Raw genomic sequence first — 17,898 nt, 5'->3', positions numbered from 1 at the left:
ATCGCTATATTTGCGCCCAATTAAAAACAAATAAGCTAATGAACTTAAAAAGAGAATTATTCACAGCTTTCTTCTTGCTACTAACGTTTTGTATATCAGCGCAAAACGTTGAGGTGAAGGGAGTTGTAAAAGATGAAAAAGGCGACCCTTTATTTGGAGTACTCATCTTGAAAAAAGGTACTCAGCAAGGCGCAGCTACTGATATGGACGGGAAATACTCGTTGCAGGCGCAGGTAGGCGATGTATTAGAATACACTTTTTTGGGAATGCAAACCCTTAGCCGCAAGGTAACAGGCAATGCAACCATCAATGTAGTACTAAAAGATGATGTACAACAATTAGACGAAATGGTGGTAACAGGCTATGGTACCCGCAAGGTAGCCAGCAAAACTGTAGCTTCAGTTGCCCAAGTGCAAGGCAAAGAAATTGCTGAAGCTCCTACCGCCAATGCTATGGATGCCTTGATGGGGCGCGTAGCAGGAATGGTGGTGGTAACCGAAAACGGGAAACCTGGTGAGTCATCAAATGTTACCATTCACGGCTATGGCAACTTGTATAAAGTGTTAGGGAACAGCGAAGCACGAACAAGTCCGCTTTACGTAATGGACGGAGTGCCAGTAAGCAGCAGCGTGATGACCGACCTGAGTGCTAATGATATTGAAAGTATTACGGTGCTGAAAGATGCCGCTTCTACTTCAATTTACGGGGCACGTGCTGCCAATGGGGTAGTGTATATCACTACCAAACGCGGTAAGCGCAACGAGCGTACTCGCATTTCAGTAAATCACCAAGTAGGGTTTTCAACCATCGCAAGCCGTAAATTTTTTGATGATATGATGTCTCCCGAAGAATATATGAACTTCTGGAGTGAGAAAAATCCTAACTATATAGGTTTTTTGATGGCAGGACGCCGTAGAGGTACTACAGTGGCACAAGCTAAAGAAATTACAAATAGCTATCTACAAGAAAATCCTTACCACACTCGTTGGGATAAACTCTATTATAGAAACTTTGTACCTCTCACTCGCACCGATGTATCAGTGTCTGGAGGTACAGAACGTACCTCTTACTATCTATCAATGGGGCATTTAAACCAGGAAGGAAATACTTATGGAAGTGATTATAAACGCTATACACTCACTATGAGCGTAGATAGCGACATCACTAAATGGCTAAAAGCAGGAATGCACTTATCAGTAGGACATAACGAAACCAACTCCAACAACACTTCAGTAGGCAATTACACCATCAACTTACCTTTCTATTCTCCTACTGATGAAAACGGCAAAGAGAAGGATTTTATCAACTCTATATTAGGACCTAGTTACGGGGTGTTTAATCCTAAATATTTGGTAGAAAAAAATCCTAACTTTAACCAAAGTCAAGATATCTTGCCTATAGGCTACCTCACTATAGAGCCTATCAAAAATTTAGTATTCAAAACACAAATGGGGATACAGTTTTCAACCTCGCTTACTAATGCAGCGCATTTGCCTTCTTTTGTAAATTACAATAATCCTTCAACAAAAAATATAGGGAATGCCTCAGAAAGCGATGCGAGAAGCCTACGCAAAACGCTTACCAATACCTTAGAATACAAGTTTAGATTGGCTAACCTGCACAACTTCACCGCCTTATTAGGACAAGAATCTATTGAGAATAGAGGTAGGAGCACTGCTACTTCTTCTGAAGGACAATCAGTTGATGGGCTTGTAGCTGTAAAAGACGGTACTGATAAATTCGAAACAAAACAAACCCGCTCAACAGCTACTTATAATTCATTTTTTAGTAGGTTAGAGTACAATTTCAGAGACCGCTATTTTATTGATTTATCAGGCAGACGCGATGGTTCTTCTACCTTTGCTAAAAATCACCGTTATGCCAATTTTTGGGCAGTAGGAGCAATGTGGCGACTTAAAGAAGAAGCTTTCTTTAAGAATATAAAATGGCTAACCGATATGAGTTTGCGTTTTAGTACAGGTAGTTCAGGTAATCCTAACGGAGGTGGTGACTATTCAAGTGTTACCGAAGTACGCGCCAACCAATACAACGGCAGCGTAGGTTATGAAGTTGATAAATTAGGTAACCCCGATTTACTTTGGGAACAACAACAAAAAACTACTATAGGGCTGAATATAGTAATTGCTCGCAGTACCTCTTTCAATATAGAATATTATGACAGAAGAACAAAAGGTGCTCTTTCACGCCGTGAAACCGACTTGCTTTCAGGATTTGGTAATTACCCTGATAATGTAGCCGATATGGGAAATAAAGGGATAGATTTTTCATTCTCATCTACAATATACCGCAGTATGAATAATGATTTATCGATACGTCCTTATTTTAATATCAACTACAACTCCCAAAAAATATTAGGTATTTATGACGGTAAAAAGCAACTTATAGGAGAAGGACGCAATTACGCTTATGCTGTAAATGAACCTATCTATTATGCTTTGCCAATGTTTAAAGGGGTAAATTCTGATAATGGAAAACCCGAATGGTATCTACCTGGTGATAACAAAATGGAAACACAAACCGATGACAGTAAAATTACCAATACTTTTGCGGAATCGCTTATACAAAATACAGGTAAATTGCGTGTACCTCCTATCAACGGTGGTTTCGGATTTAATATAACTTATAAAGCTTTTACACTCGATACAGGGTTCAACTTTACATTGGGTAAATGGATGATTAACCAAGACCGATTGGCTACCGAAAATGCCAATGCTTTTGGTGTTGCCAACCACAGCCGAAAAGTACTTGACTATTGGAAACAACCAGGCGACAACGCCCGCAATCCACGACTACAAGAGCTCTATTTTACTCAAAAAGACTCTCGACTCTTAGAAAACGCTTCTTTCTTGCGATTGAGAAATATCAGCTTGAGCTATCGTATGCCTGAAGATATCGTAAAACAAATAAAATTCTTTGATGGAATTCGTTTCTACGGTACTGCTCGTAACCTCTTTGTATGGACAAAATACACAGGAGCCGACCCCGAATATGAGCAATCAATAGCTATGGGAGCTTATCTACCTACCCGTCAATTTACCTTTGGTGTAGAACTTAAATTTTAATAACAATGAAAAAAATAATAAAAAAATACTTATATTTAACAATAGCATTCCCTTTGTTGAATAGTTGTGCCGATTTGGATCAACAGCCATTTAATACACTTGGAGGGGATACCCCTTTCAAAACAGTGGAAGATGCTAAAAATTGGGCGACAGGTATTTATCCGAAGTTGATAAAAAATCATTTCGGGCCTAAGATGTACCTAACCGATTTGCAATCTGATTTTCTGAATATGAAAATAAGTTCGCTACTATCAGGTAGAGATTTCCACACGTGGGATTTTACCAATGGCGAAGCTTCTATAAAATCAGCTTGGGCGGATAGCTATACTGCTATTCAGAATATGAACTACGCTTTGCAAGGTTTTGCTAATTTTGGCAACAAAGAGGCTATCAAAGAGTATATGGGGCAGTATTACCTCACTCGTGCTTACTACAATACCTACTTAGTAACGCACTTCTGCAAAGCCTACAACGAGGCTACTGCCGATACTGATTTAGGACTTTCTATTTTTGATTATCAAGTAAAAGATTTTCCTGACAGAAGTTCGTTGCGTGCTACTTACGATTATATTCTTTCGGATATTAGCAAAGCAAAAACCTTATTGGCTGGCAAAACAGGAACTGTAGGAGCTCGCGAATTTACAGTAGATGCAGCTAAAGCCTTAGATGCCCGCGTACGCTTGTACAAAGGCGATTGGCAAGGAGCTTATAGCAGTGCTAAAGGATTGATAGACGGTGGTAAATATCCTTTAGTAACTGACGCTGCTACCCTACAAAAAGTATGGGAGAACGACCAAACTAATGAAAGTATCACACAGTTGGCTGTGAGCCTCTCAACAGGAGAACGCCCAGAAACTAACGAGATTTATATAGCTAAAAATGCAGATGCTATCAGTATGATTGATGGAGTAAGAACTTGGACTACGGTACCTGGAAGCACTCGCACAAGAAGTGTAGTGCTAAATGTAGGAATGGCTACCTATCTGCCTACTCAATCTTTTATAGACTTATTTGATAGCAACGATATCAGAAAACAAGCCTATTTGCTTCGTGATTACGTAACAGTGGCAGGTACAGGGAGTGCTTATACCCTTTATATGGTAGGAAAGTACCGCGATAACGTAAACCTAAAAATACGCCCTGAAGCCAGTCCAACCTATCTACACGAACCTAAAATATTTAGAATAGCCGAACAGTACCTCATAGCTGCCGAAGCGGCTTATAAAAACAACGATGTTACTAATGCTCAGAAGTATTTAAACCTTTTGCGCCGTGCCAGAGGGCTATCTAACGTAACCGCTACAGGGAGCGCACTTTTTACTGAAATACAAAACGAACGCAATCGTGAGCTTTGCTTTGAAGGTTTCCGTCAGCACGATTTGAAACGTTGGCAACAAGATGTAGTGAGAGGCACTCCACAACGTAGAGAAGTAATTGTAACAGACCCTGCAGATAAGTATTACCAACTAAACAAGCCTTATACCGATTATAAAATGGTATGGCCTGTACCTAATGCTAATATTCTTATCCGCGATGGTAAGTATAAGCAAAACCCTGGTTGGTAATTATTAATCATTAGCCAGCTTGAAGGTTGCGGTAAGTGGGAAATGGTCGGAGAGTTCTAAATAATGGGTTTGGAAGTGAATTACTTTCAGTGATTTGTGCGGTAGGATAAAATCGATCCGCATAGGGAAATAATGAAAGTTGTAGGTGCGCCCAAAACCTTTACCGGCTTGCTCAAAAGCATCATTCAGGTCGTTGCCGCGCACTCGGCGGTAGATGTACGAATAGGCGGTGTTATTGAAATCACCGCAAACAATAGTTTTATGAGGACTGTAGGCTTTATGCTCTATAAAGAGCTGCACTTGGTCTTCTTGCTTCTCGAAGCGCTTGCTGATATTTTCAACAAGCGCTTCTTTTTCTTTATTAGGGTGCTGGAAGTTGTTGTCGTTGGGCGTGATATGCAGAGGGTTGTCATCGGTGCTGAGGTGCAACGACTCTAAGTGCATATTGTAAAAACGAAGTGTATCGTTGCCAATGAGCAAATCGGCATACATAGCGTTGTTGGTGGTGTTTTCAAACTTCAGCGAGCCTGTTTTTAAGATTTTGAATTTGCTGAATATAGCTAATCCTATCTTATCGCTTTTTTGCTTTACAATGATAGATTTGTGGGGGTAGTTTTTGGGGTAATAGCGTTGGTTGTTGTAAAACTCTTGCAGTAAGATTACATCGGGGTTTTCTTTAGCAAAAAAATGGTTGATTTTTTCGGGCAATTGTAGGTCTTTATGCCAATGGTAGTGGTTGAACAGGCGGGCATTGAAGGATAGTATTTTGATAGACTCGTCTGTATCGGGGTGTAGCTTGAGGGGTTGTACCCATAGCTTGAGGTATCCGAAGCCGAGTACCAGTACACCTACCGAAAGCCATACCCAGCCTTTGTAGCGAAACATCCAATAGAGTGTGAAGAGTATGTTGGCAAGGAATAGGGCAGGGGTTACCAATGCCAGCACAGATAGGTTGCCTATGCGGTGTGGGGGTAGGTAGGGGATTAGGTAGGTGAGCAGTAGTGTGGCAGCTACGGCTATATTGCTATAAATAGTTATTTTTCGGAGTGTTTTCATTGGCGTGTGGGTTGTGTGTTATGGGGTTTTTAATTGGAAGCGGATATAGGTAATGGGCTTGCCTTGTTGTAAATAGAATTGTTCGTAAAAGGTTTGTATTTGTGTAACTTCGGGGGGTACGCCATCGCTGTTGTAAATATTGTGGTTGGCATAGAGCACTTTATGCCCTGCGCCGTGTAGTAAGCCAAGCGTATAGCCGTGCATAAATTCGCTGTCGGTTTTCAGGTGTATGTATCCTTCGGGTTTTAATATTTGGGCGTAGTGGTTTAGGAAGGTGGCGTTGGTAAGGCGGTGTTTGGTGCGTTTGTATTTTATTTGAGGGTCAGGGAAGGTAATCCATATTTCGCTTACTTCGTGGGGGGCAAAGCATTGTTGTATGAGTTCTATTTGGGTGCGCAAGAAGGCTACATTGTTGATTTGCTGAGTAACGGCAGTTTTAGCACCTCGCCAGAAGCGCGCCCCTTTGATGTCGATACCTATAAAGTTTTTATGAGGGTTTTGCTGAGCGAGTCCTACAGAGTATTCGCCCTTGCCGCATCCTAATTCAAGCACGATAGGGTGGTTGTTTTTGAAATAGAGTTCGTTCCAACGTCCTTTGTAGGGGAAGTTGTTTTGCAGAAGTTCGTCTCGTGAGGGTTGTATAACGTTGGCAAAGGTTTTGTTTTCTTCGAAGCGTTTAAGTTTGTTTTTGCTGCCCATAGATTAGTTTTTAGTCTTTCGTTGCTAATTAGTTGTATTAGCGGTGCAAAGATAGTAATTTTTTTGAAATTAATTGATGGTAGCTTGGCTTAAGTTGTTTATTCTATCTGTATTAGCACGCCGTTTTTTGTAGCTTGGGGTGGTGTTGATAAATTGCTTGAAAACGAGGGTGATGAAATTGAAAATATTTTTGTATCTTTGCGCTCAGTAAAAAGAAGTTAGAATAATTATAAACATTGAGTAGAAAATTACACTTAATATTTGCGCTGATTGCAGGCTTGTTTATCTTGCTGGGGGCGCTTACGGGGGCTATATTGGCAGGGGAGTCGGTATACAACCAGTCTTTGCCTTACAAAAGCAATGAGTTTGAAGGGGCTACGCTTGCTCAAACGCTGAGGGCTTTGAAATATACAGATGTAGATGCTTTGAAACTCACGGTAGACCGCAATCACTTTGTGAAGGTAGAAACGACAGAGGGCAAAACGTTCTTTATACACCCGCAATCGGCAAAGGTGATTGAAGGAAATTATAAAACACCTGCTTTCATTCAGTTTGTAAAAACGTTGCATCGCTCGCTTTATTTGGGCAAGACGGGGCGTGTGGTGATGGGGCTGACGGCTTTGTGTCTTCTGGTAGTTGCCTTGTCGGGATTATGCTTGGTATTGCGCAAACAGAAGCGTTGGAGTAGGTTTTTTGCTAAGTTGCCCAAGGAGCGTTTTTATAATTATTACCACACTTTTTTGGGGCGTTGGGCGTTGCTTCCCATTGCAATTGTGAGCCTTACGGGGGTGTATATGACCCTCGAAACAGTGGGCGTAATACCTAAATTCAAAGAAACACACAATTACGAGGTGGCTTCGCTTCGTGAAGAGCCTGTGCAGTTTATAGAGAATATTGAAGCGTTTAATGTACCCCTTTCGGAAGTCAGGTCTGTTGATTTTCCTGCTTTTGAAGATGTAGAAGAGGTGTACAAGATAGATTTGATAGATAAGCATCTTATAGTAAATCAGTTTACCGGTGAGGTTATTAGCAGTAGTAGCAGCCCGTTTAAGAGCTTGGCTTATTTGGTGCGTACGTTGCACATTGGCAAGGGACACCCTATTTGGGCTAAGGTGTTGTTGCTCACTACGTTGGCAATATTGTTTTTTGTGTATTCCGGTTTTGCGATTACTTTGCGAAAACGGCACAAGGGGCGTAATCCGTTTCATAGAGCCGAATGTGAATATGTAGTGCTTGTAGGTAGCGAGGGAGGAACTACACGGCGTTTTGCAAGGTGGTTTCACGATGAATTGTTACGAGCAGGCAAGCGTTCGTATCTTGCTGATATGAACCAATATGGTGTTTTTGAGAAGCTGGAACAGCTGGTAATTTTTACTTGCACTTATGCTGAGGGGGAAGCACCCGTCAATGCAACTCGTTTTCCGGAATTGTGGACTAAGACCCCGCCTACAAAGCCTTTTGGGTATAGCGTAGTGGGATTTGGCTCGGCTTTGTATTGTAATTTTTGTAAGTATGCTAAGGATGTTTCGGCTTTGCTTGCCGAGCATAAATTGGCGAGCTGTGTGGTGCCGCTGCATACTATCAACGACCAGAATATAGAGGAGTTCAGAGTATGGGCAGAGGCTTGGGCTACAGCGCAGGGTATAGTACTGCGTTTGCCTGCCGATTTTAAGGCAAAACCTGAACGCAAGTTGGTTTCCTTTAAACTAATAGAAAGGACGCCTGTGCAGGGGGATGATATATTTATGGTGTGCTTAGCGCCGCAAAGTAGCTTGCGTTTTGCTTCGGGCGACCTTTTGGGCATTACACCCGAAGACGGTAGGGAACGACTCTATTCGGTAGCTAAATACGAAGGCAAAGTGTGGCTGAGTGTGAAGTTGCATCCGCAGGGGGTTGTATCAAATAAATTGAACGATTTGAAAATAGGGGATAGCCTACAAGCGGCTTTGGTAGTGAATAAGCAGTTTCATTTTCCGAAGAAAGCACCACAAGTGGTGTGTATTGCCAATGGAGTGGGAATGGCGCCTTTTATAGGAATGATTGCCGAAAACACTCGCAAAAAGCCTATTACGCTTGTGTGGGGCTGCCGCCGTGAGGAATCGTTGGAATTGTATCGCCCTTATATAGAGCAATATACTAAAGAAGGTAAAATCACAACTTATTGGCAGGCGATTTCGCGCGAAGGTGATCGCTTTTACGTGCAGGATATATTGCAAAGGGAGAGTGCTATGTTGGCACAATTATTACAGAATAAAGGAGTGGTGATGATATGTGGCTCGATGGCGATGCTCAAGGCTGTTAATGAGGTGCTGGAGCAGGTGTGCCGCACTCATTTAGGAAAACCCCTGAGCTACTTTGAAAATAGAAAACAAATAAAAACTGATTGTTATTGATTATGAAGATACATCGTTCGTTATATATGACTGAAAAAACTTTGGTAAGCGAAGCACAATGCTTGTTTGAAGAGTATAAGCTTTCGGCATTGCCTATTTGCGAAGGCGATGTTTTTATAGGGGTGCTGGATAGGGATTTTATAGAAGAAGATGCCCCCCCAAGTGCTACGATTGGCAATTATGCGTATGCTTATGAGCACTTTGCCGTGCACAATACTACCGCTTGGGACGAAGTGATTGAGGCTTTTGCGATATATAACACCGATATACTACCTGTGATAACCGATAATGGGCATTACTTGGGCTACTACCTATTGAATGACTTCTTATTGCAGCTTGCCGAAACGCCTTTCATAAAAGAAACGGGTCGTGTACTAATATTAGAACGACCCGCTGATGATTATTCGTTTGCACAGATAGGGCAAATAGCCGAAAGCCATTACAGTAAAATTTTAGGGCTTTACATTTCTAACCACGTAGGGAATACGGTGCACATTACCCTGAAAATTATTACTGAAGACCTGTCAGGAGTATTGCAAACCTTTAGGCGTTATGGCTATGGAATACTTTCTGAAAAAGAAGATGATAGCTATCGTGAGGAACTAAAGAATATATCTCGCTATTTTGAAAAATATCTGAATATGTAGTCTATCGCCCCATATAGATGAGCAATACACTTACATCGGCAGGCGATACCCCGCTGATGCGTGAGGCTTGCGATAGGGTAGTGGGGCGTATTTTCTTCAGTTTTTCACGACCTTCAAACGACAACGATACAATCTTATCATAATCAAAACCATCGGGTATGCGTACGCTTTCTAAGCGATTGAGCTTATCGGCGTTATTTTTTTCTTTTTCTATATATCCTGCGTATTTTATTTCTACTTCGGCACGTGTTTTTTCTTCTTGTGTAAGCTGGTGCTCGGTGAGGTAGGTAGTGAGTTTCTCAAGTGGTTCAAAATCGGCTAAAGATAGATTGGGGCGAGAAAGTACTTTTTGGAGCTTGTCGCCTTGTTTCATAGCAGAAGAGTTGTATTTCTCCAAAATAGGGTTTGCCTCATCGGGGGTAATGCTCAGGTTGGCAATGTAATCGATAAAATGATTTACTTTGCGCTCTTTAGCCTCGAACTGACGGAAACGCTCTTCGCTAACAGTGCCTATGGCATATCCTAACGGTGTGAGCCTGCTGTCGGCGTTGTCTTGGCGTAATAAGGTGCGGTATTCGGCACGTGAGGTAAACATTCGGTAAGGTTCTTCCGTTCCTTTAGTGATAAGGTCATCAATAAGCACGCCTATATAAGCCTCATTGCGTTTTAGCACAAAAGGAGCGCGCTCACGCACTTTTAGTACAGCGTTGATGCCCGCCATTAGTCCTTGTGCGGCAGCTTCTTCATAGCCCGTAGTACCGTTGATTTGTCCTGCAAAATAAAGATTTTCAATTAGTTTGGTTTCTAAAGTGTGTTTCAGCTGTGTAGGTGGGAAATAGTCGTATTCGATAGCATAACCAGGGCGTAAGAACTTCACATTCTCAAAGCCTGCAACCTGCGATAAGGCAGCGTATTGCACTTCTTCGGGCAAGGAAGTAGAAAACCCATTTACGTACATCTCTACGGTATGCCATCCTTCAGGCTCTACAAATAGCTGATGGCGGTCTTTATCGGCAAATCGATTGATTTTATCTTCAATAGAAGGACAATAGCGAGGGCCTACCCCGTGAATAATACCTTGAAACATAGGCGAGCGGTCGAAACCTGTGCGCAAGATGTTGTGCACACGCTCGCTGGTGTAGGTCATATAGCAATCTTTCTGAACAGCCAGCGGTTGGGTTTGTGATGAAAAGGAAAATTTCTGCGGATTGGCATCACCAGGTTGCGGTATCATTTTGCTAAAATCGAGTGAGCGAGCATCTACACGGGGTGGTGTACCTGTTTTCATACGTCCAGCTTCAAAGCCGTGTTGTACAAGGCACTCGGTAAGCCCGTAGGCAGCACTTTCGCCAGCGCGCCCTCCCCCAAATTGCTTAAGCCCTATGTGCATTACCCCATTTAGGAAAGTACCATTGGTAAGCACTACACTCTTCGCCTTGATAGTAATCCCCAAAGAGGTACGCACTCCTTTTACTTTATGATTTTCAATAACAAGGTCATTAGCCATTCCCTGAAAGAAATCTAAGGTAGGGAGGCTTTCCAACTGCAAGCGCCAAGCCTCCGAAAAACGCATACGGTCAGACTGAGCGCGAGGGCTCCACATAGCAGGCCCTTTCGATTGGTTTAGCATCTTGAATTGGATAGCAGTTTTATCAGTAATAATACCCATATAGCCGCCAAGAGCGTCTATTTCGCGTACTATTTGCCCTTTGGCGATGCCTCCTACAGCAGGATTGCAACTCATTTGGGCTATATTCTGAAGATTCATAGTGATAAGTAGCGTTTTTGCGCCCATATTGGCAGCAGCAGCAGCGGCTTCGCTACCAGCGTGCCCTGCACCCACTACTATTACGTCATATTCGGTTGTAAACACTTTGATATAATTTTAATGATTAGTGGTAGTAACTAATTGGAGGCTGCAAAGTTACAAAAGTATTGCAAATTAGCAAATTTGTTTATTTTTTGCTTCTTGATAGACTTGCTTCAGGAAATAATATTGTTCTTTGGGCATCGTAACGGTAAAAGGCTTGTTAGGCTCAGCACGGGTGTAGATATGCAGCATTTCATCAATATCAAAATCAGGGGAATTTCGATCGCTATTTCGCCGATGACGTACTTTGCGTTCCCAGCGCATCTCTGCAATGTCGTTGAAGGCGAGCCCTTCGGAATCAAAATTGGCAAGGAAGTATACCTTTTCGCGACAAATCACACAAAAAGGTTCATAACGCTGGGTAAAGCTCATCGCTTGCATCATTTGGGTGAAGAGGTTGTAATCGGCAGGGGTCATTTCTTCTAAGAGCTTTTGCAAGAGCTTTATATTCTGCTGGTGCCGCACATAGATAAATACACACCACCCGATAACGCCTGCCGAAGTAATATAAAGCATAAAAGGGTGTTCCTCAAAATAAAGCGTTATTTTCCGCAGAAAAGAATAGTCATCATCCCCGCTCAAGTCAAAAAAAATAGTAGCGTAAAAAGGTACACAGAGTAATACTCCCCAAAAAAGAGACGTCCCTACCAAATATTTCTTTAGCTTTGCGATATAGCGTTTTCGCTCTTCGGGCAGGTGCGGGGTGTAATAGCGTGAGGTTTTGTAGTTTCGCTTGCGGAAATGATTAACAACCATTATGCAGAGCACCCAAAAAGGGAGGGTAGCAATATAACTAATCATTTGTTTTAGACAGAATATTGTGAAGTTCTTTCACCGATTTTTCAAGTCGCCTCATACATTTAGGTTGCGTAACCTTGTGCCACAATAGCGGCTGCTCATACCACGCGGTATTGATACCTGCGCGGCTTACCCCCACCTCCAGAGCATCATCTATATTTACGATTGAAAAATATTCTGAAGGAAAATAAGCGTCTTTTACATCGTAAAAAACAAGAGCTTTGGGAAGGAAAAAATCGCCGTATTCGTAGGTCGTATGAGGCATTTCGGCATTCCAAACAACCGCATATTTAAAAGCCTTATCGTTTTTCCAGAAAAAGAAAGAAGAAGATTCTTGTGGTAGTTCAAATATTTGCAATTCGCCCTCAGGAATAAACGAAGCCATCCGAATAATTTCGTTGAATATATCAGTTGTAATAACGTTATTTTCCAAAGGTTCATTATGTAGTTTTCTCTCGCGATAATAGATTCGTGGCATAATATTTTTATAAGGTTGTATTTAGAAGGCAAAGGTATAAAAAAATATTTTCAGCAACAAAATTTTACTTTAAAAACAATTTAAAAATTGCATTGCTTATTTTTTAATGATTATACACATCCCCAAAATCAGCCTCAATAAAAATAACGTGAAAAATATTACCTTGTTGTAGTCCTATAAATACTTTATTGCTGCCAGTGGCACGAAACACGTGCAACTCTTTTATGTCAGGAGTAATAAAACTTGGGCATTGAGGTTTTATTTTGTCTATCGGAATTTTCTCCATTCCAAAACTGTGGCGTTGAGACTTTCTGATTTCTTCCCAGCCTAAAACACTCAACTTGTGTAAACGCTCTAAAAAATCCACAAAAAATTTAGAGTCATTACTGTTTTTATAAGAGACAGATGTTTGTAAGTGTTTGAATGAAAATAGAGGATAGAAATACTTCCTTTCAACACTATCATCTTCTTCAACTGGTTTTATTTTTTTCTTACTCATCCCAATTTACACGAGTTTTAAAGAATTTAGTCATTCTTTCCTTAGTAATAATACTTCCTTTAGCAGTAGGTATATTTTTCCAAGTAGGCTCATTATGGGTACGATGCATAAGTCCTACTGCCGAGAAGTCATTATATACCTCAAATACCTCATTGAGCAACTCCTCCTCATCATTAGTAAATTGAGCTATTCCCTCACTTGTAGGTTGCAAAGCGTTTTTTCCAAAAGCGTTGAACTCGTAATAAGCATTAGGAACAACAGGTCCATATTGCCACGCCTCTATCTCATCATCAAAGAGAGGTTTTTCAAAAACTGCTAAATAATACCCTTGTAAGTAATATAATAACTTTTGAAGTTTTAAGTTAGTTATAAAGTCCCCATTTTCAGTATTATTAGCTTTTTCTATTAGCCAATTGGCTACTTGTATAACGTTATAACTCATAATTATTTAAAAATCTATAATAGTTAAAATGAATAGAAAGAAAATTAGTAGATTTGACTATGCAAAAGTACAATATTATTTTGATATTGCAAAAAAGTTTGTAAAAATACTTACACCGCCAGTACCGACTATAACCTCTATAATGTGACAAATCAAAATCAATATTAACCGCCTTGAGTTATCAGAATTATATTATTCATCAAAAAAAGGAGTTACTTCGTGCTGTGTGAAATAATGGATTATTTCCTCTATATCTTGAAGTTCTACGTAATCTACTATTTTGGTATTGCGAAGGTTATTCCAAAGGTGATGATTTTCTTTTAGTCTTTTGTCCGGTTCTTCCCCTATAAGATAATATTTTCCTTTCTTATTTTGATTGTCGTCTAATGCTTTTGTCAGGGATATAAAGCTATTTATATTATTACTTATAGATTGCACACTTTTTTGTAAGTTAAGTATATCTCCTGCAGTGGGGACTTCATTTTTACCTATAAATCCAACTTTCGTAGGAATTAGAAGACTATTTAAATCTTCATTTGTAATTTCTCTATCTATATTAACTCTTTCGGACACTTCTTTATAAAAGAATATAGTTTGTGGTTTTTTCAATATATCAATATCCTTTTTTTTATCTATCAATACAGGATAACGAAACACATACATTTCAAAGAATTTTTTAAAGATATCTTCATTAAGCTCTATGTCAACAACAGTTGTTTCTCCAAATTGTATGAGATTGTTAGAGTATTTTTCTAAGTATGATAGATATTGTTTATTTACCCAATTATTCAATGTTTCTTTTCTGGTAAATAAAGTATCTGTTTCATCAGTATTAAAACTTTTATAAAGTGATTTTAGATATTGTTTTACAATAAGAAACGCTTCATTACTGAATAAGTTTTTCACTTTTGTTAGTTTTTCATCAGAATAGTTGAAAAACAAGGTATTACTATTTGCCATAATGAGCCCAACGCTAAATCTATCTGCTGATAGAGCGTTTGTGGATAAGTAAATAGGACAGTATAAGGTTTCCATTATGGTTTATGAATTATTGATGTTTGTATATATTCTCTAAATGTATGCGTACAAATTTTAAGCCAATCTTCTGTGAAAATTGTATTTATTTTAGTTTCATAGCTTTGTAAGTTTATATGCCATTTTTCGGGAACTTGACTTAATATAGATTTTAAATTATTTTGGCAACTCTTTGTAAAGATAGGAAATTCTTTCAGTAAAACGTCTACTTCTCGCACTATTTCGCTATTATTCTTGAATACTAATGTAGATAAATCAGAATTGAGTATGCTGTCGCATTGTGCTATTTGCTCTAAAGATTGGCTATATGCCATTGATGAATTAAAAATCTCCGTATTGTCAATGATGTACAAAATTGAGTACCCTCCTTTTACTGCTTGTAATAACAAGTTGTAGTTATTTGTTGTTCTATCTTCGTTGGATAACCAAATATCAAAAAGAGCTATTTTTAGCAAATCATTTTTATTCTTAATCCTTCTAACAATGCCTAAAACACTTTCCTTTATGGTTGTTCTATCATTAATACAGCTGTAGTTGTATCGTTGGGGGCAAATCGGCTATCCATACGCTTGCCTACTACCCAAATGATAGCTCCATCGCCATTGCACAGCAACCATTGTGATTCACGGGCTATCTGCGAGTACTTTTCATCAATAAAAAACTTACTGAGTTTCTTTTTGCGTCCAAAACCTAAGGGGTAGAACACATCGCCTTCACGCTTGTGTCGTAATAGGAGCGGATATTGTAACTTATCGGCAGCTATGCATATGGAGTGTGGAGTATTATCAATAGGATGAGCTAAAAAATTGAAGCACAACGCTATGGGCTCACTGATAGCTACTGTATTGCGTTCAATAGTATATTCTTGTGCTTGGATAGCGCGCTCTTTTAGGAACACACAATCCCTGTCTTTTACCAGCTGGTGTGTAGCCGATACGATATATTTACCTGCTTCTGCTTTAAAGAAGAGTTGTTCTAAATCGGGGGGATTATGGAAGCCGTATTTATAAAATAGCTTGTGGAGTACCAATGTCCGTTCGGGGGTGTGTTCCAACACATTTACAGCTATTTTTATGGGGAAAGTGTCATTTAAGAAAGCTTGTTTCTGAATTTGAGCTATATAAGCATCTATCAATCGGGAGGCTTGTTGCAAATAAGCCTGCGTTTGCTGAAAATTGGCTACAAAATTGGGGTGTACTTGCAGCAATTGTGGTGTAATATGATGACGAATACGATTGCGGACGTATTTATCGGTGTGATTTGAGCTATCCTCACGCCATTGCAGTCCGTGCTGTTGCGCATAAGATAAAATTTCCTCTCGTTGCATATGTAGTAACGGACGTACGAGTTGTGCTGTTTGTTGTGGTATCCCCAGTAAGCCGTCTAAACCACTACCTCGTGATAGATTGATGATGAAGGTTTCTATGTTGTCATTGGCGTGGTGTGCTGTAGCAATAGCACTACAATGGTGCTTTTTAGCCATTTCGGCAAACCAGCGGTAACGCAATTCGCGGGCTGCCAATTGCGTATTCAGTCCGCAATCCTTAGCATACTGTTTAGTATTGAAGCGTACGACCTCTAAAGCTACCCCCAAAGTAGCGGCATATTGGCGTACAAAAGCCTCATCGGCATCACTTTCAGCACCGCGTAAGCTAAAATTACAATGTGCCAATACGATTTCTATCCCTTGTGAGTGTAATAAGTGCGCTAATACCACACTATCAACCCCACCGCTTATTGCTACCAACCATTTTTTCATAGTTTATTCTCCTAACTCATCCCAAAACGGGCTATTGTATTGAGTTTTCCTATTAAATTTTTAGCTACTTCGGTACTATATGTTTTTTTGCGATACTGCGTAATAGGTTGTATTCCTACCAGCGTATTAGTAATGAAGAGTTCATCGGCTTTTTGGAGTTCAAAAGGCGATATAGAAGTTTCTACCACCTCATAGTCGGATACTTTTTTAAGTGATTTGAGTAGTATTTTACGAGTGATGCCATTCATTGCTCCATCACTTAGCTGAGGTGTTTTCAGCGTATTGCCTTGTACGACAAACAAGTTGGCATTTAGCATTCCTGCTATATTTTTATCGCTGTTTAGCAATATACAGTTTTGATATTCATTCTCTTGTGCAAATATACTGCCCAACACATTCACGATACGATTGGTATGCTTTACATTGGCAAGCAAATCTGGCTGCAAGTAAAAATCTTTGAAGAGTTCTACCTCATACGCTTCGTCATTGAGCACGTAGAATGGCGTTGCTAATTCTTCTACTTCTATCAGGTAATCAATCTGGTTGTGCAAAGGGGTATAATTACCTCCATTTTGTCTGAAAATACTGATACGTATTTTAGCTTGTTTATCTTCCAGCCCATTGGCTGTCACGGTACGCACTATTTCTTCCTCTAAGTACTCCATAGAAAAGCTCATTGGTATTTCCATACGCATAATACGCATTCCAGCCATTAGGCGTAAGTAGTGGTCTTCCCAAAAAAGTACCTTTTTCATACTGTATTTAGAAATGTCAAACACCCCATCACCATATCTAAAAGCACGATTATCTACCGATAGGAAGTGTTCGGTAGCACTTACAAGATTTCCGTTATAATTTATCATTCTCTATTTTTATAATCAAAAGTTTTATTAAGATAGTTTTTAGCCTCCTATTTGTAATTTCAAGGTACTGATTTGCTTTGTCCAAAGGTTTTTAGCCTCTTCTATTTCGTTGAGTAGGGCAAAATCGGTAACTACAAGTGAGGTTTCTTGTGTCATTTCATTTACTTTTATCTTTATCTCAAAGAAAGTATCGGCTTGTTCATCAGATTCCCAATGAAAACGAATCAAATCATCTTCTTTTTTGCGTAATAAAAGTGCTTTTTCTTCTACGCCGTCCCATACAAAGGTGTAATAAGGAGTTTTATAATGCACCTTATCGGCATACCAAGCTGCAAGCCCCTCTGGGGTAGCTATATACTGAAACAATAGCGACCGTGAGGCATTGACATCTACTTCTAATTCGTATTTTTCTTTAGTTTCCATATTGGCTCATTTTTATAGGGCGCAAGATACAGCATTTTTTTAATAATGCAAAATATTTTTCAAATTTATTCTCTTAGCACTCTTAAAAAATAAAAAATAGAGGTTGTTCTTGTTACGAACATTACAAAATAGGTGTGTATAGGTGGAGATAGTGGTTATAACACGCTGGTAGGAGATTGAAGAACTATGGAAGGAGGTGACTATCAAGCGTTATTAACTTTGAGGCTGTCCGAAAAGTTTTAAAAAGTATGATGGCGACATCTCTCCCCTTTGGGGTAGGGGGATGTT

Annotated in this window: 16 protein-coding genes; 4 read left to right on the top strand and 12 right to left on the bottom strand. The window is 39.8% G+C overall.

The features are described from left to right. Positions 1 to 38 precede the first annotated feature (38 nt). The gene (locus HMPREF9075_RS08275) at positions 39 to 3,083 is read left to right on the top strand and encodes a SusC/RagA family TonB-linked outer membrane protein (protein WP_009416080.1); all 3,045 of its coding nucleotides are present in this window, start codon (positions 39 to 41) and stop codon (positions 3,081 to 3,083) included. Between the two features lie 5 nt (positions 3,084 to 3,088). Then, positions 3,089 to 4,648 carry a RagB/SusD family nutrient uptake outer membrane protein gene (locus HMPREF9075_RS08270; RefSeq protein WP_009416079.1) on the top strand — a complete coding sequence of 520 codons (1,560 nt, stop codon included), beginning with the start codon at positions 3,089 to 3,091 and terminating at the stop codon, positions 4,646 to 4,648. A 3-nt stretch (positions 4,649 to 4,651) separates the two neighbouring features. Here HMPREF9075_RS08270 and HMPREF9075_RS08265 read toward each other — a convergent pair whose 3' ends face one another. Both HMPREF9075_RS08265 and trmB read right to left on the bottom strand, forming a co-directional pair. Next, the gene (locus tag HMPREF9075_RS08265; protein ID WP_009416078.1) at positions 4,652 to 5,704 is read right to left on the bottom strand and encodes an endonuclease/exonuclease/phosphatase family protein; all 1,053 of its coding nucleotides are present in this window, start codon (positions 5,702 to 5,704) and stop codon (positions 4,652 to 4,654) included. Between the two features lie 18 nt (positions 5,705 to 5,722). Next, the gene (trmB, locus tag HMPREF9075_RS08260) at positions 5,723 to 6,403 is read right to left on the bottom strand and encodes a tRNA (guanosine(46)-N7)-methyltransferase TrmB (protein ID WP_009416077.1); all 681 of its coding nucleotides are present in this window, start codon (positions 6,401 to 6,403) and stop codon (positions 5,723 to 5,725) included. Between the two features lie 236 nt (positions 6,404 to 6,639). Between trmB and HMPREF9075_RS08255 the strand changes: the two genes are divergently transcribed. Together HMPREF9075_RS08255 and HMPREF9075_RS08250 are read left to right on the top strand one after the other, a co-directional pair. Beyond that, positions 6,640 to 8,796, top strand: coding sequence for a PepSY domain-containing protein (locus HMPREF9075_RS08255; protein WP_009416076.1), 2,157 nt, complete (start codon positions 6,640 to 6,642; stop codon positions 8,794 to 8,796). Between the two features lie 2 nt (positions 8,797 to 8,798). Beyond that, a complete protein-coding gene (locus HMPREF9075_RS08250; RefSeq protein ID WP_034557235.1) occupies positions 8,799 to 9,443 on the top strand; it encodes a CBS domain-containing protein in 645 nt (214 codons plus the stop codon). Position 9,444: 1 nt separating this feature from the next. On the opposite strand, the gene mnmG is transcribed toward HMPREF9075_RS08250, so the two are convergent. The 10 genes from mnmG to HMPREF9075_RS08200 form a co-directional block, all read right to left on the bottom strand. Beyond that, positions 9,445 to 11,316 (bottom strand): tRNA uridine-5-carboxymethylaminomethyl(34) synthesis enzyme MnmG, encoded by a 1,872-nt coding sequence (gene mnmG, locus HMPREF9075_RS08245; RefSeq protein WP_009416074.1) that lies wholly within the window; start codon positions 11,314 to 11,316, stop codon positions 9,445 to 9,447. Between the two features lie 69 nt (positions 11,317 to 11,385). Then, positions 11,386 to 12,114, bottom strand: a complete 729-nt coding sequence (locus HMPREF9075_RS08240) for a hypothetical protein (protein WP_009416073.1) — start codon at positions 12,112 to 12,114, stop codon at positions 11,386 to 11,388. Then, the gene (locus HMPREF9075_RS08235) at positions 12,107 to 12,589 is read right to left on the bottom strand and encodes a hypothetical protein (RefSeq protein WP_009416072.1); all 483 of its coding nucleotides are present in this window, start codon (positions 12,587 to 12,589) and stop codon (positions 12,107 to 12,109) included. Before HMPREF9075_RS08235 ends, HMPREF9075_RS08240 begins: the two co-directional genes overlap by 8 nt. Positions 12,590 to 12,692: 103 nt before the next feature. Further along, a complete protein-coding gene (locus HMPREF9075_RS08230; protein ID WP_009416071.1) occupies positions 12,693 to 13,088 on the bottom strand; it encodes a hypothetical protein in 396 nt (131 codons plus the stop codon). Beyond that, positions 13,081 to 13,530, bottom strand: coding sequence for a Panacea domain-containing protein (locus tag HMPREF9075_RS08225; protein ID WP_009416070.1), 450 nt, complete (start codon positions 13,528 to 13,530; stop codon positions 13,081 to 13,083). The genes HMPREF9075_RS08230 and HMPREF9075_RS08225 overlap by 8 nt, the downstream gene beginning before the upstream one ends. A gap of 192 nt (positions 13,531 to 13,722) precedes the next feature. Then, positions 13,723 to 14,565 carry a hypothetical protein gene (locus tag HMPREF9075_RS08220; RefSeq protein ID WP_009416068.1) on the bottom strand — a complete coding sequence of 281 codons (843 nt, stop codon included), beginning with the start codon at positions 14,563 to 14,565 and terminating at the stop codon, positions 13,723 to 13,725. After that, positions 14,565 to 15,020, bottom strand: a complete 456-nt coding sequence (locus HMPREF9075_RS08215; RefSeq protein WP_009416067.1) for a HipA family kinase — start codon at positions 15,018 to 15,020, stop codon at positions 14,565 to 14,567. The genes HMPREF9075_RS08220 and HMPREF9075_RS08215 overlap by 1 nt, the downstream gene beginning before the upstream one ends. Positions 15,021 to 15,067: 47 nt before the next feature. Continuing rightward, on the bottom strand, positions 15,068 to 16,324 hold the full coding sequence (tilS, locus tag HMPREF9075_RS08210; RefSeq protein ID WP_009416066.1) for a tRNA lysidine(34) synthetase TilS: 1,257 nt from the start codon (positions 16,322 to 16,324) through the stop codon (positions 15,068 to 15,070). An 11-nt stretch (positions 16,325 to 16,335) separates the two neighbouring features. Continuing rightward, the gene (locus HMPREF9075_RS08205; protein WP_009416065.1) at positions 16,336 to 17,187 is read right to left on the bottom strand and encodes an aminotransferase class IV; all 852 of its coding nucleotides are present in this window, start codon (positions 17,185 to 17,187) and stop codon (positions 16,336 to 16,338) included. A gap of 39 nt (positions 17,188 to 17,226) precedes the next feature. Continuing rightward, positions 17,227 to 17,610: an START-like domain-containing protein gene (locus tag HMPREF9075_RS08200; RefSeq protein ID WP_009416064.1), complete on the bottom strand. Its 384-nt coding sequence runs from the start codon at positions 17,608 to 17,610 to the stop codon at positions 17,227 to 17,229. Positions 17,611 to 17,898 lie beyond the last annotated feature (288 nt).

This window comes from Capnocytophaga sp. oral taxon 332 str. F0381 (assembly GCF_000318275.2).
GTDB classification, from domain to species: domain Bacteria; phylum Bacteroidota; class Bacteroidia; order Flavobacteriales; family Flavobacteriaceae; genus Capnocytophaga; species Capnocytophaga bilenii.
The sequence above is the reverse complement of the archived record's forward strand: the minus strand, read 5'-3'. Positions and strand labels throughout refer to the sequence as shown.

What these genes read in the sequence shown, in the direction of transcription:
- HMPREF9075_RS08275 (WP_009416080.1), top strand. Translation starts at nt 39, where the DNA reads ATGAACTTAAAAAGAGAATTATTCACAGCTTTCTTCTTGCTACTAACG.
- HMPREF9075_RS08270 (WP_009416079.1), top strand. Translation starts at nt 3,089, where the DNA reads ATGAAAAAAATAATAAAAAAATACTTATATTTAACAATAGCATTCCCT.
- HMPREF9075_RS08265 (WP_009416078.1), bottom strand. Translation starts at nt 5,704, where the DNA reads ATGAAAACACTCCGAAAAATAACTATTTATAGCAATATAGCCGTAGCT.
- trmB (WP_009416077.1), bottom strand. Translation starts at nt 6,403, where the DNA reads ATGGGCAGCAAAAACAAACTTAAACGCTTCGAAGAAAACAAAACCTTT.
- HMPREF9075_RS08250 (WP_034557235.1), top strand. Translation starts at nt 8,799, where the DNA reads ATGAAGATACATCGTTCGTTATATATGACTGAAAAAACTTTGGTAAGC.
- HMPREF9075_RS08240 (WP_009416073.1), bottom strand. Translation starts at nt 12,114, where the DNA reads ATGATTAGTTATATTGCTACCCTCCCTTTTTGGGTGCTCTGCATAATG.
- HMPREF9075_RS08235 (WP_009416072.1), bottom strand. Translation starts at nt 12,589, where the DNA reads ATGCCACGAATCTATTATCGCGAGAGAAAACTACATAATGAACCTTTG.
- HMPREF9075_RS08230 (WP_009416071.1), bottom strand. Translation starts at nt 13,088, where the DNA reads ATGAGTAAGAAAAAAATAAAACCAGTTGAAGAAGATGATAGTGTTGAA.
- HMPREF9075_RS08225 (WP_009416070.1), bottom strand. Translation starts at nt 13,530, where the DNA reads ATGAGTTATAACGTTATACAAGTAGCCAATTGGCTAATAGAAAAAGCT.
- HMPREF9075_RS08220 (WP_009416068.1), bottom strand. Translation starts at nt 14,565, where the DNA reads ATGGAAACCTTATACTGTCCTATTTACTTATCCACAAACGCTCTATCA.
- tilS (WP_009416066.1), bottom strand. Translation starts at nt 16,324, where the DNA reads ATGAAAAAATGGTTGGTAGCAATAAGCGGTGGGGTTGATAGTGTGGTA.
- HMPREF9075_RS08205 (WP_009416065.1), bottom strand. Translation starts at nt 17,187, where the DNA reads ATGATAAATTATAACGGAAATCTTGTAAGTGCTACCGAACACTTCCTA.
- HMPREF9075_RS08200 (WP_009416064.1), bottom strand. Translation starts at nt 17,610, where the DNA reads ATGGAAACTAAAGAAAAATACGAATTAGAAGTAGATGTCAATGCCTCA.